General features: G+C 62.8%; 11 protein-coding genes and 1 pseudogene. 4 read left to right on the top strand and 8 right to left on the bottom strand.

Annotated features, from left to right (window positions below; genetic code table 11):
• Positions 1 to 11: 11 nt before the first annotated feature.
• Positions 12 to 119, bottom strand: a pseudogene (locus DYL59_RS31715) (outer membrane lipoprotein carrier protein LolA); the annotation flags it as partial.
• A gap of 15 nt (positions 120 to 134) precedes the next feature.
• Here DYL59_RS31715 and DYL59_RS17850 point away from each other — a divergent pair.
• Together DYL59_RS17850 and DYL59_RS17855 are read left to right on the top strand one after the other, a co-directional pair.
• Entirely contained in the window at positions 135 to 1,304 is a 1,170-nt protein-coding gene (locus tag DYL59_RS17850; protein ID WP_135290337.1) for an acyl-CoA dehydrogenase family protein, read from the top strand.
• Positions 1,301 to 2,245: a D-isomer specific 2-hydroxyacid dehydrogenase family protein gene (locus DYL59_RS17855; protein ID WP_135290338.1), complete on the top strand. Its 945-nt coding sequence runs from the start codon at positions 1,301 to 1,303 to the stop codon at positions 2,243 to 2,245. The genes DYL59_RS17850 and DYL59_RS17855 overlap by 4 nt, the downstream gene beginning before the upstream one ends.
• 135 nt (positions 2,246 to 2,380) lie before the next feature.
• Here DYL59_RS17855 and DYL59_RS17860 read toward each other — a convergent pair whose 3' ends face one another.
• The 5 genes from DYL59_RS17860 to DYL59_RS17880 all read right to left on the bottom strand — a co-directional run bounded on the left by DYL59_RS17860 (position 2,381) and on the right by DYL59_RS17880 (position 8,890).
• Positions 2,381 to 3,157 carry an energy transducer TonB gene (locus tag DYL59_RS17860; RefSeq protein WP_135290339.1) on the bottom strand — a complete coding sequence of 259 codons (777 nt, stop codon included), beginning with the start codon at positions 3,155 to 3,157 and terminating at the stop codon, positions 2,381 to 2,383.
• On the bottom strand, positions 3,154 to 3,600 hold the full coding sequence (gene tolR, locus DYL59_RS17865; protein ID WP_135290340.1) for a protein TolR: 447 nt from the start codon (positions 3,598 to 3,600) through the stop codon (positions 3,154 to 3,156). Before tolR ends, DYL59_RS17860 begins: the two co-directional genes overlap by 4 nt.
• 14 nt (positions 3,601 to 3,614) lie before the next feature.
• Entirely contained in the window at positions 3,615 to 4,307 is a 693-nt protein-coding gene (tolQ, locus tag DYL59_RS17870; RefSeq protein WP_135290341.1) for a protein TolQ, read from the bottom strand.
• 47 nt (positions 4,308 to 4,354) lie between these two features.
• Positions 4,355 to 6,217, bottom strand: a complete 1,863-nt coding sequence (locus DYL59_RS17875; protein ID WP_135290342.1) for a phytase — start codon at positions 6,215 to 6,217, stop codon at positions 4,355 to 4,357.
• Positions 6,218 to 6,376: 159 nt separating this feature from the next.
• Positions 6,377 to 8,890, bottom strand: coding sequence for a TonB-dependent receptor (locus DYL59_RS17880; protein ID WP_135290343.1), 2,514 nt, complete (start codon positions 8,888 to 8,890; stop codon positions 6,377 to 6,379).
• 382 nt (positions 8,891 to 9,272) lie between these two features.
• Here DYL59_RS17880 and DYL59_RS17885 point away from each other — a divergent pair, with 382 nt between their 5' ends.
• Positions 9,273 to 10,187, top strand: a complete 915-nt coding sequence (locus DYL59_RS17885) for a GGDEF domain-containing protein (RefSeq protein ID WP_135290344.1) — start codon at positions 9,273 to 9,275, stop codon at positions 10,185 to 10,187.
• 1 nt (position 10,188) lies between these two features.
• Positions 10,189 to 11,226, top strand: coding sequence for an AraC family transcriptional regulator (locus tag DYL59_RS17890; protein WP_135290345.1), 1,038 nt, complete (start codon positions 10,189 to 10,191; stop codon positions 11,224 to 11,226).
• Here DYL59_RS17890 and DYL59_RS17895 read toward each other — a convergent pair.
• Both DYL59_RS17895 and ycaC read right to left on the bottom strand, forming a co-directional pair.
• Complete coding sequence (locus DYL59_RS17895) at positions 11,213 to 12,094, bottom strand: LysR family transcriptional regulator (RefSeq protein WP_135290346.1); 882 nt, start codon at positions 12,092 to 12,094, stop codon at positions 11,213 to 11,215. The genes DYL59_RS17890 and DYL59_RS17895 overlap by 14 nt on opposite strands.
• 183 nt (positions 12,095 to 12,277) lie before the next feature.
• Positions 12,278 to 12,895 carry an isochorismate family cysteine hydrolase YcaC gene (gene ycaC, locus DYL59_RS17900; protein WP_135290347.1) on the bottom strand — a complete coding sequence of 206 codons (618 nt, stop codon included), beginning with the start codon at positions 12,893 to 12,895 and terminating at the stop codon, positions 12,278 to 12,280.
• Positions 12,896 to 12,916: the final 21 nt, after the last annotated feature.

Here is a 12,916-nt window from a genome sequence, read left to right on the forward strand (position 1 = left end):
AACACCTACCCCACTGTAGGAGCGAGCTTGCTCGCGAAAAACCTGAGGGCGCCACTGAGTGTCAGGCGCCCCGCGTCATCGTTGACGACCTTCGCGAGCAAGCTCGCTCCTACAGTCATTGTGAGTACATTCTTATGACCCAACCGTCTCTACGCTCCGTGGAAGTCGCCAACTTCGAAGCCCTGCTCGAACGCCTGACCACCGAGCTGGCCAGCACCGCCCACCACTTCGATGAAAGCGGTGCCTTCCCCCATGCCAACTTCAAGTTGCTGCACGATCACGGCCTGGTCGCCCTCACCGTGCCAAAATCCCTGGGCGGCGGCGGTGCCAGCCTGCCACAGGCACGCAAGGCCATCAGTGCGATTGCCAAGGGTGAACCCTCCACCGCGCTGATCCTGGTGATGCAGTACCTGCAGCACACACGCCTGCAAGACAGTAAGACCTGGCCCGCGCACCTGCGCACCCAAGTGGCCGAAGACGCGGTGCGCAACGGCGCATTGATCAACGCCCTGCGCGTCGAACCCGACCTCGGCACCCCGGCCCGTGGCGGCCTGCCGGCGACCATCGCCGTGCGCACCGCCGAGGGTTGGCGCATCAGCGGGCGCAAGATCTACTCCACCGGCAGCCATGGCCTGACCTGGTTCAGCGTCTGGGGCCGCAGCGATGACGCCGACCCACTGGTGGGCGCCTGGCTCGTGCCCAAAGACAGCCCCGGCGTGAGCATCATCGACACCTGGGATCACCTGGGCATGCGTGCCACCTGCAGCCATGAAGTGGTGCTCGACAACGTGCTGGTACCGTTGGACCACGCCGTCAGCGTCAGCCCCTGGAGCGCACCGTCGCCGGAATTGGATGGCGAAGGCTTCCTGTGGATGTCGGTGTTGCTGTCGTCGGTGTACGACGCCGTGGCCCACGCCGCCCGGGATTGGCTGGTGAACTGGCTGGAAGAACGCGCGCCGTCCAACCTCGGTGCGTCACTGTCCACCTTGCCGCGCTTTCAGGAAACCGTCGGCCATATCGATACCCTGTTGTTTGCCAACCGCAGCCTGCTGGACGCCGCCGCCGAGGGCCACACCCCCGCGGCCAATGCCGCGCAGTTGAAGTACCTGGTGACCAACAACGCCATCCGCGCGGTGGAATTGGCCATCGAAGCCTCGGGCAACCCCGGTCTGTCACGCCTTAACCCGCTGCAACGGCATTACCGCGACGTGCTGTGCAGCCGCGTGCATACCCCGCAGAACGACGCCGTGCTGCAAGGCGTCGGCAAGGCCGTCTTCGCCCAACGTCAAAAGGAACGCACATGAGTCAGGTGATTATTGCCAGCCAGCTGGACGAAGATTTCAACGACGTGATCCGTGAACGCCTCAAGGCCATCCACCCCGATGCCCAAGTGATCGGCGTGCCCGCCGGGGTGCCGAGCGACCTGCCGCCCCAGGTCAATATCCTGCTGGCGCGCCCAATCAATGTGCGCGGCTACACCGCGCCGGACACCCCGCCACCGGGCTGGCCGTACGGTGCGCAATGGGTGCACCTGGTGTCCTCGGGCATCGACTTCTACCCATCGTGGCTGTTCAACGGCCCGCCGGTAACCACCTCCCGTGGCAGCGCCGCCAACAACCTGGCCGAGTTCGCCTTGGCCGCGATCTTCGCCGCGTCCAAGCACTTGCCGGATATCTGGGTGAAGGATGCCCAGTGGACCTTCACCCCGCTGCGCCCGCTCAAGGGCACCACCCTGGGCATCCTGGGCTTTGGGGCGATTGGCGAGAGCCTGGCGCAAAAGGCCCTGGCCCTGGGGATCAACGTCGTGGCGCTGCGCCAGAGCCAGGCACCGTTCAGCGAAGGCGTGCAAGCAGCCAAGGATATCCACGACCTGTTCGCCCGCGCCGACCACCTGGTGGTGGCTGCGCCGCTGACCGAGGCCACGCGCAACCTCATCAATCGGGATGTGCTGGGCAGTGCCAAGCCGGGGCTGCACCTGATCAACATCGCGCGCGGTGGGTTGCTGGACCAGGAGGCGCTGTTGGAGGCCCTGGATAACGGGCAAGTCGGGCTGGCTTCGTTGGATGTGACCGAGCCTGAGCCGCTGCCGGATGGTCATCCGTTGTATACGCACCCACGGGTGAGGTTGTCGCCGCATACGTCGGCGATATCGACCAATAGCAAACATGAGATTGCGCAGACGTTTTTGGCGAATTTGGAGCGATATGTCGGCGGTCAGGCGCTGGCGAACCTGGCGAATGCATAACGTCGTATGAAGATCCAAATGTGGGAGCGGGCTTGCTCGCGAATGCTGAGTGTCAGTCAATACATCTGTGACTGATACGCCGTATTCGCGAGCAAGCCCGCTCCCACATTTGGTTTTTGTGTGGGTCGGAAAATCTCATTTGATGCGGTAGTGGAAGGTGTTGCGCACGGCCGGGACGGGTACGGGTTTGCCGTCCACGATCCTCGGCTGATAGCGGAAGGTGTTCGCCGCTGCCAATGACGGGCGCATGAACAATGGGTGACAGCCGTCCAGCACCCTGGGGTTCTCCACGCGGCCCTGGGTGTTGACGGTGTACTCCACTGAGCAGTCGCCTTCGATGTTCTTGTCCAACGCACGTTCGGGGTAGTCCGGCGCCTCCTTGCTCAAGGGTTGGTATTGGCGGCTGTCGAAAGCCGGTGCGGGCGCCGGGGCAGCTGGGCGTTGACGCTCGGCTGCCAGACGTTCCTGGTTCAAACGCTGTTGTTCCAGTTCGCGATTGCGCTGTTCAGTGGCCATGCGTTGTTGTTGCTGTTGCTGCTGCTCGACTTTCTTTTCCTCGACCCGCTTGCGTGCGAGCGCGGCCTTCTCAAGTTTTTGCGCCTGGACCTGTGGGTCGACCACCGGTTTGGGCGGTACCGGCACTGCCACCGGTTCCGGCAGCGGTGCTGCCACGGCCACCGGTTGCGCGTCTGGTACAGGAGCAGGCGCCGGGGGCATGACCACCAACTGGGTATGCATCACCCGTGGCGCCTGCACCAGCGGTTTTTCCGTGGACCAGCCCACCACCAGCGCGGCCAGTACGCCAACGTGCAGCGCCACTGCAAGGCTGGCTGCCACGCTGTTGCGCCAGAACCCAGCGCTGTCGCGTGGTGCCATGGTCAATATTGGGCTGTGCATGATCATCGCCGTCATTGCGGGGCCTCGGTCACCAGCCCCAGGTTGCTCACACCGCCTTTGTGCAACACCGCCATCGCCGCCACCACCCGGCCGTAGCCGGCGTTGTCGTCGGCGCGGATGTACACCTGGGTGTCACTGCGCGCCGCCACCACCTGCATGACCTTGGCACCCATTTCATCCAGGCTCACGGCGCTGTCGGTCTGGTGTTGGGTGTCGAGTTCGCCGCCCAGGTTCCAGTAGTAGCCGCCATCGGCTTTTACCGACAGCGTGAGGATTTGCTGGCGGGTGTCGGTGGCCAGCGCCTCGGCGGCAACCTTGGGCAGTTCGATCTTGACGCCCTGGGTCAGCATGGGCGCGGTGACCATGAAGATCACCAGCAGCACCAGCATCACGTCGATATAGGGCACCACGTTCATTTCGGCCTTGGGCCCGTGCTTGCGTTGCGGCCTGGTCAGCATGGTCTTGCTCCTGTTCAGGCGGCCACGGCCAGGTTGATCGACGTGCCGCGCAGGGTGCGATGCAGGCGCACTTGCAGCTCATTGCCGAAGGCGTAATAGCGGGTGAGCAAGGTCTGGCCACGCGCCGCAAAGCGGTTGTAGGCGATCACCGCCGGGATGGCCGCAAACAAACCGATGGCCGTGGCGATCAAGGCTTCGGCGATACCCGGTGCCACCGTGGACAGCGTGGCCTGCTGCACCTGGGACAAGCCGATAAAGGAATTCATGATGCCCCACACCGTGCCGAACAGGCCGATGTAGGGGCTGACCGAACCCACGGTGGCGAGAAATTGCAGGCCCTTTTCCAGTTCGATTTCCTGCTCGGTGATCGCCACCTGCAAGGCGCGTTCGACGCCTTCGAGCACCGCCGGGTCATGGCTGTACAGGTGCTGGTATTCCTGCACGCCGGCGATAAAGATCGGCGCAATACCGCCCTCGCCCGCCTGCACGGTGTCGCGGTACAGCGGCTGCAAGTCGGGCGCGGCACGAAAGCGCTGCACAAAACCGCTCATTTGCCGTTCCAGGCGGCGCAGCACGCTGGCGCGCTGGATGATCAGGTACCAACTGACCACGGAGGCCAACAGCAAGGTGAGCATCACCGCCTTGACCAACAGGCTGGCGTCGGTGATCAGGCCCCAGATCGTCATATGTTCGATTGTCGCGTGCATGGTAGAGCTCCTATTCGATTAAAAAGTCATGACCGGGTGATGACGGTTCACGGCAATTTCAATGTGCGGGTGACATCCGCCCACGGCACGAACTTGAAGTTCTGCGCCTGCTCGGGCATGCGCTTGCGCCCGTCCTGCACCACCAGCATGCCCTGGCTCCAGGGGCCGCCAAGGTTGATGGCGGTGACTTCGAGACCATCGGTTTCCGAGGAACCGTCGATACCGGCAGCGGCGTTGAGGCCCACACGGAATGCGCCATGGATGGCAAACGGTGGCTCGGCGTCCACCACCAGGTAGCTGTCGTTGCCTTGGCTGGAGATCACCAAGTAGTCGCGCTTGTCGCTCTGGTACAACGCCAGGCCTTCCACATCGGCGTGCAATTGCGGCCCGACCTTGATCACGCTGGTGAGCTTGGCCGGCTGGTCGGCACGGGCATCCACCGCCCACACGCCGACGTCTTCCTCGCCGATAAACAGGCGCTGGCGCTGGTCATCAGCCACGCAGCCTTCGGGCTGGCTGTCGACCTTGAACTGGCGCACCAACTCACCCTGCACGCGGCCATCCGGCGCACTCAGGCGGTATTGCAGGAAGGTGCCGTCCTTGTCGTTGGCGATGGCATAGATCTCACCGCTGGCGGGCTGGAACAGACAAATGCCGTAGATTGCCTTGAGGGGCGTGGGCACTTCACCGGCTTCGCGCAGTTCGCCGGTTTTACGGTCGATACTGAACAGGCTCAGGCTGTTGTGATCACGGTTACTGGCCACGGCCAGGTCGACCGTGTGCGCACCGAACTTGAAGTTGGGGCGTACATCGACGTTGTTCAGGCGGCCCACGGCCAGCTCTTGCAATAGCTTGCCGTCGAGGTCGTAGGCCAGCAGGCCCTGCTTTTTGTTGGTGCCCAGCACGCGGCTTTTGGACGGTTGCTCGGGGTGAATCCAGATCGCCGGGTCATCGGCGGCATCGCCCTGGCGGCCCACCGGGTCGGTTTGGCGCACGGCAGTGACTTCAGGCAGTACAGGTTCGCCCGCTACCGGCTTAGCCTTCCAGTTGAGTGTGCCCTGATAAAGCTTGCCGCTGTCGTCATCGCGCACCAGCAAGGTCTGGCCGTTGAGGGTTAGTTGCTCGGGTTCCTTAAGGCCCGGCAAGGTCAGCCTGGGTTGCTCGACCCAACGCTCGCCGCTTTGCTGGAACAGATGCAGTTGAGCGGTCTTTGGATCAAGGGCAATGACCCCGCCCGGTACCAACGCGATGGCGCCGGCTTCACGTTTGGGGTTATCGAACAGCGCCACCGGCGTGCGTTTCACATCGGCTTCCGGGTGCGCCGGGTAGGCCCACCAACCGACATTGGTCTCGTTCACTACCAGGCGACGGGCGCCGTCATCCACCTGGCAGAACTCGGCCGAGGGCGGCAGCGGCAAACCGCGCACACGCTGGGCTTCGCTCAACAAGGTCGCACCATTGCCCACCAGCCATTGCTCGCCCTTGCCCTCTTCGCCCACCAGGAATACGAACAGGTTGGCGGCCGAGTCGCGGTACAGGCACAGGCCGTTCACTGCATAGTCGCGGGTGGGCAGGTAGAGCGGTTTGCCGAAAGTTTTAGCGGAGGCGTCAAGGCTGATCAGCAGGGCCTGCTGGCGATCGTTATCGAGGCTGGCCACCAGTGTCTGGCTGCCGGCGGCGCGGGTGTCGAGGCTGGTGAAGTTGCCGTTGAAACGGGCCAGTTCGGTGCCTTTGGCGTCCACCAGTTGCAGGCCGTCGCGGGGGCTGGCGGTGAGGCGTTGGGTGGTGTTTACGAAGGCCATGGCTTCGGCGTTGAGGTTGGGTGCCCAAGGGCTTAGTGCCAGGTCGGCGGCATTGGCATGACCACAGGTTGCCAGTGCGATCAGCAGGTACAGCTTGGAAATTCTCATGAACTAACAAATCCTTCGAAAACAATAGAGATCTACTGTGGGAGGGGCGGTGCGACGATTCGACTTGCTCCCGATGGCGGTGGCTCAGTTGGCACATGTGCTGAATGACACACTGCTATCGGGAGCAGGCCCCCTCCCACATTTGAAATGCTGTGTGGGTTAGAAATGGGTAAAGGTCAGGCCCAGCTTGTAGGTGGGGCCGTACTCTTCGTACTGGCCGTTGTAGCTGCGATGGCCGGTGTAGACGAAGTACGACTCATCGGTAAGGTTCTGCGCCTCGAAGCTCACTTGCAGGTTCTTGGTCAGCGAGTAACGCGCGCTGAAATCCACGAAGGTCTGGGCATCGACGTGCAGGTCGTGGGCCTTGTCATTGATCGACGCCAGTTCGTACAGGTAGGCCGACTTGTAGTTGGCCGACAGGCGCAGGCTGAGCTTGTCGTCTTCCCAGCCGAGCATCAGGTTGCCCACGGTGTCCGACTGGTTGGGCAGGCTGATGTTGCGTTTGCGGTTAGTGCCGCTGGTGCTGTCGAAGCCTTCGATATCGGCGCTTGAGCGGCTGAAGGTGGTGTTGGCACCCACCAGCAAACCGTTCCATGGCGCGGGCAGCCAATCGAATTTCTGTGAGTAGGCCAGTTCCAGGCCATAGAGCTTGGCGCTGTCGCCGTTGGCGTAGGTGTGGGCCTCGGCGAAGTTGGTCCAGGCACCGGTGCCGGCCAGGTCAGTGTTGTAGACAAAATTCTTGATGTCTTTGTAAAACACGAACGCCGACACGGTACCGGCACGGCCCATGAAGTGCTCGATGCCCAGGTCCAGGTTGCTCGACTCCAGCGGCTTGAGGTCCGGGTTGCCGAAGGTGGCTTCGTCATCGTCAATCACAAAACCCGGCGCCAGTTGGCCGAAGGTCGGGCGCACCACGGACTTGGTCCAGGCCGCACGCACTTGGGTGTTCTTGTCGATCTGGTAACGCGCATGCAGGCCCGGCAGCCAGTGGTGGTAACGACGCTTGGTGTCGGTGGCGGTGAACACACCGTCGGTGGCGCCGGTGCCTTTGGCTTCGAACTCGGTGCCTTCGTAGCGCAGGCCGGCAATGAATCGCCAGTCGTCGATATCGAGGGTGTTCATGAAGTAGCCGGCGTTGATGTCTTCGCGGATGGTGTAGTCGTTGACCCGCGATTCGGTCTCGTCATAGAAGTCGGCAGCGTTGAGGCTGCCGATCAACTGCTTGATGCTGCTGGGGCTGATGCCGGGGCCAAAGTTGCCCAGGCGATAGTCAACGCTGCCCTTCTGGAATTGGGTGAGGTTGAGCTGGTCGGCGCTGAAGCCCAGGGTGTCGAAGTCTTCATAGACCCAGGCTTCCAGGTCGTTGGTCTTGTGGCGGCGGCTGACCTTGCCGCCAAATTTGAACTGCGAGGCGTAGCCGCTCAGGTCGTAGTCGCGGGCCAGGTCCAGGCGCAGGTTTTTCTCGGTGTCCTGGGTGTTTTGCTTTTCCCAATCGACTTTATCGAGGGTGTAGTTGCTGGCATCAAAGAAGCCGGCGCCAATGATCGGGCGTGGCTTGTCCTTGTCGTAGAAGCCGCTGTTGGCAAAGTCGCCGCCGTCGAACGTGGCACTGGCGATATGCCCTGGGCTGTCTTCGCTGGACTGGCTGTAGCCGGCCTGGCCGCTCAGGGTCCACAGGCCGAGCATGCGCTCACCGCCGAATACGTAGGACTGGATCTCCTGGGTCTCTTCACGGTTTTTCAGCTTGCGCTTGGCTTCGGCATCCCCCAGTTCGCCAGCGACCAGCGGGTCGGCAAACTCGATGCTGGTGGAGTTGCGGGTCTCGGTGTCTTTGTAGCGGCTGTAGAGGGTGCGCAGGTAGTAGCTGCTGAGGTCATCGGGCTTGTAGTCGAAGTTCAGGCCGCCGCCGGCGCGTTCGCGGCTGATGTCGTAGTCGCGCTGCTCGAATTCGTTGAGCTTGGCGCCGTCGGTGAAGTCCCAGGCACCGCCGGTTTCGACGTTGTCCGAACCAAAATCACGCTTCTGCCAACTCAAGGCGGCGGCCACGCCGAAGTTGTCGATGCCGTCGCCCAGGCTGAAACGGTTGCTGGCAGCGCCCGAGAATTTCGGGCTGGTCTGGTGGGTGTTCTTGTCGTAGCTGGCTTCGGTGCTGCCGGTGTAGAACAAGCCCTTGTGGTCGAAGGCCGAGAGGCTTTGCACATCCACGGTGCCGCCGAGGGAGTTGGCGTCCATGTCCGGGGTGAGGGTCTTGATCACCGACAACGACTGCACCAGTTCCGAGGGCAGCACATCGAGGGCCACGGCGCGGCGGCCGGCTTCCGGCGCGGGCACCAGGGTGCCGTTGATGGTCACGCTGTTGAGGTCCGGGCCCAGGCCCCGCACGCTGACGAAGCGCCCTTCGCCCTGGTCGCGCTCTACGCTGATGCCGGGCAGGCGCTGTACGGCTTCGGCGACGTTTTCATCCGGCAACTGGGCCACACCGTCGGCGTGTACCACGCTCTTGATGCTGTCGGAGGTGCGCTGTTCTTTGAGCGCCGAATCGATGGCAGCCGCCTGGCCAACCACTTCGACGTGCTCGGTGGTGGCCCCTTCGGCCGCCGCCAGCCGCTCGCTGGCAATCGCCAGGGCCAAGGCGGTAAGCGTAAAGCTGACGAGCCCGGTGCGCTTGTACATGAAATCCTCCCCAAGAATCCGTTGGCGCCAGGCAAAGGGCCCGGCAACTGGGAGGGCACGCTAGGGGTGGGGGATGACGGTTCTGTGACAGGGGTTGGCGCGAAGGCCTGTAAACCGGGGCTTTAGGCTGGGACTCGATGTGAAATGAGCTGATATGACCTGTGAAGATCAACTGTGGGAGGGGGCTTGCCCCCGATAGCGGTGGGTCAGTCATCTGATTTTCCACTGACACACCGCTATCGGGGGCAAGCCCCCTCCCACATTTTTGATTTTCAGTGCCTGGACGGATGAGCTGATTCGACCCACCTTCACCGTCACGCAACCGTCACATCCATCTGCTGTGCTGGCGCCCATCGCCCAGTTACCCAAGGACACGCGACCCATGTTCTCCGTGCTCAAACCCCACCGCTGGAAACTCGGCCTGCTGTTGATCGCCGCCAACCTCGGGCTGATCCTGCACCTGGCCTGCGGCGACCTGAAAAGCTTCAGCGAATGGGTGTGGCTGGATATCTTCGGCGAAGGCGGCTCGGCTCTCCTGGCGCTGGTATGGCTGGGCCTGGTGCTCAAAAGCCGCCCCGCCGGGCGAGTCACTAACTATCTGGCGCTAGGCCTGTCGTGCATCTTCTTCTCGTGGTGGATCGACAGCCTCGACGAGTTCATCCGCCTGCCGGACAGCATCACCTGGGACCACTGGCTGGAATCCGGGCCGATGCCGGTGGGCATGATCCTGTTGACCATTGGCATCTACCACTGGCACCGCGAGCAACTGGCGATCAGTGCGCAGATGGAGAAACGTGAGCGGCTGTTTCGCGAGCATCGGTTGTTCGACAAACTCACGCCCCTGGCCGGGGCGGATTACCTCAAGCGCCAACTGGCCGACAGCCTGCAAGACAGTCGCGAGCAGCAACAGCCGCTGTCGCTGCTGGCCCTGGACCTGGACAACTTCGCCGCCATCAATCAGGCCTACGGGCATGCCGAAGGCGATGGGGTGTTGCAGGCCCTCAGTCACGCGTTGCTGCTGAACCTGCGCCGCCAGGATTTGCTCTGCCGCCTGGCCGGTGATCGCTTCGTGGTGCTGCTGCCCAACACCGGCGAACGCCAGGCCCAGGTGCTGGCGCTGGAGTTGCAGCAAGCCGTGCGCGCCCTCGCCCACAAGACCCGCCAACAAGGCGAACGCCTGCAACTAGGGGCCACCACCGCCGTGGTGATGGCCCTGGACGAGCCGCCCCAGGACCTGCTCAAGCGCCTGAACCTGGCGCTGGCCAAGGCCAAGCAACCCCTTGCGAAAAGCGCCTGACATGGCCGTGAAAACCAACTGGTATGAAGCCGACAGCCGCTTCATCCCCGGCCATTACCAGCCTGCCACCCTGATCGACCTGGCCCTGTCCCGAGACATCGACAGCCACCGACTGCTGCGCGGCACCGGGCTGTTTCATGAGGACATCCTGGCCGGCACGGCGCGCCTGAGCCCGCAGCAATTTTTGGGTTTGATCGGCAATAGCCGCAAACTGCTCGACGCCGACGACAGCAGCTTCCTGTTCGGTCAACGCCTGCTACCCGGCTATTACGGCGCGGCCAGCCATGCGTTAGGGCATGCGCAGAACCTGCACCAGGCACTGGAGATTCTGATCCAGCAACAGGTACTGCTCAGTCCGTTGGTCACCCTGCAACTGGAACTGGATGAACACCACGCTTACCTCTACTGGCTGGACAGTTGCGGCGCTGGCGAACACTGGCGTTTCTTGCTGGAAGCCAGCATGACTTCGCTGGTTGCCATGAGCCAATGGCTCAGCGGCGAGCGCCTGCCCTGGGCCTGCAGTTTCAGCCATGCCGAGCCGCGTTATGTGGAGCAATACTGGGTGCACCTGGGGGAAGAAACCCGCTTCGAGCGCCCGTTGGACATGCTCTGCATCCCGCGTGAATACCTCACCCGCCCCTGGCCGGGCGCCTCGGCCACCGCCGGCCAGGTGGCGCGCCAGCAAGCTCGCGAGCAGATCGAACAGCTGGGCTTTGCCGGCAGCTTTCTCGACTGCCTCTACGACTACCTGCATGAACAGGTACGCCAACCGCCAAGCCTGGAACAGGCCGCGCTGGCCTTCGCCATGAGCCCGGCAACCCTCAAGCGCAAGCTGCACAAGCACGACACGGGGTTTCAGCAGCAGGTGGACCGGGTGCGCAAGCAGGTGGCGCTGCACCTGTACCAGGTCAAGGGCTACAGCAATGAAGAAGTGGCGGCGTATTTGAACTTCAGCGATGCGGCGAACTTTCGCCGCGCGTTCAAGCGCTGGACCGGCAGTACGCCAAGCCTGATCTGGCAGTTGTTCAACAGCCGCTAGCCAGGCGTTCGCGCAGGAACTCCACCAGTGCCTGCACCGGGCGTGAGCTTTGCCGGTGTTGCGGATACACCGCCGACAAGGTCAGGTCTTCGGGGGCGAATTCATCGAGGAGGGTGACCAGGCGGCCGTCCTTCAAGGCATCGCCGACGATAAAGGTCGGCAAATAGGTGATGCCAAACCCGGCAATGGCCGTGTCGCGCAGCAGATCGCCGTTGTTCACGCGCATGCGCCCGCACACATTCAACGCCTGCAACTTGCCCTTGAAGCGCCACTGCACCTGGCGGCTGTGGCCGTACGGCAGGCAGTCGTGCCTGGCCAGATCTTCAGGCTGTTGCGGCGTACCACGCAAGGCCAGGTAGTCGGGGCTGGCACAGTACACGCGCGGGATGCTGGCGATGCGGCGGGCAATCAGGGTGGAGTCTTCCAGGGTGCCGATGCGCAGCACCAGGTCGTAGCCTTCGCCGATCAGGTCCACGGGGCGGTCGCTGAGGTCGACTTCCACCGCGACTTCGGGATACTGCTGCAAGAAAAGCGGCAGCAGGCAGCCCAGGTGCGCAATGGCAAACGACAACGGCGCACTGAGGCGAATGGTGCCGCGGGGTTCGCTGTTCTGGCCCGTGATGCCCTGCTCCACCTGCTCGACTTCACTGAGCAGGCGCAAGGCCGACTCGTAATAACTCTGGCCCAGGGGGGTAACATCCAGGCGGCGGGTGGAGCGGTTGAGCAGGCGCACGCCGAGGCGGTCTTCCAGCTGGATCAGGCGGCGGCTCACGAACTGTTTGGACAAGCCCAACTGTTCGGCGGCGGCGGTAAAGCTGCCGGACTCCATGACCTGGCAAAACAGGCGCATGTCTTCAAAGGGGTTCATTGTCGCTTCTCGGTGGACATTTATGCGGTTGTATAACCGGTTCGTCGCAACACCACAAACCAAAATGTGGGAGCGGGCTTGCTCGCGAATGCGGTGGGTCAGTCACATCATCTGTTGACTGACACTCCGTATTCGCGAGCAAGCCCGCTCCCACAGGGGTATTGCGGTCCGCTTGGGGGCAGGTTACTTGGCAGTGAATGCCGAGTAGCTGTTCATCAGGTTGCGGTAGTTGGGGATGCGTGGCGACAGCAGGTTGGCCAGGCCTTCCATGTCGTTGCGCCAGTCAACTTGCAGCTCGCACGCCACCGAGAACCAGTTCACCAGCTGTGCACCGGCGGCGGTCATACGCGACCAGGCGGCTTGTTGCACGGTTTCGTTGAAGGTGCCGGAAGCGTCGGTCACCACGAACACTTCGAAGCCTTCTTCCAGCGCGCACAGGGTTGGGAACGCTACGCACACGTCGGTGACTACACCGGCGATGATGATCTGCTTGCGACCGGTGGCCTTGACGGCCTTGACGAAGTCTTCGTTGTCCCAGGCGTTGATCTGGCCTGGGCGAGCGATGTACGGCGCGTCCGGGAACAGTTCTTTGAGCTCTGGCACCAGCGGGCCGTTGGGACCGGCTTCAAAGCTGGTGGTCAGGATGGTCGGCAGGTTGAAGAACTTGGCGACGTCGGCCAGGGCCAGCACGTTGTTCTTGAACTCGTTCGGCGAGAAGTCTTGTACCAGCGAGATCAGGCCAGTCTGGTGGTCGACCAGGAGGACAACGGCATCATCTTTGTTCAAACGGTTGTAAGCCATGGGGTTATCTCCTAACGGGGG

It is taken from the genome of Pseudomonas kairouanensis, from assembly GCF_004682055.1.
In the GTDB taxonomy this organism is placed as follows: domain Bacteria; phylum Pseudomonadota; class Gammaproteobacteria; order Pseudomonadales; family Pseudomonadaceae; genus Aquipseudomonas; species Aquipseudomonas kairouanensis.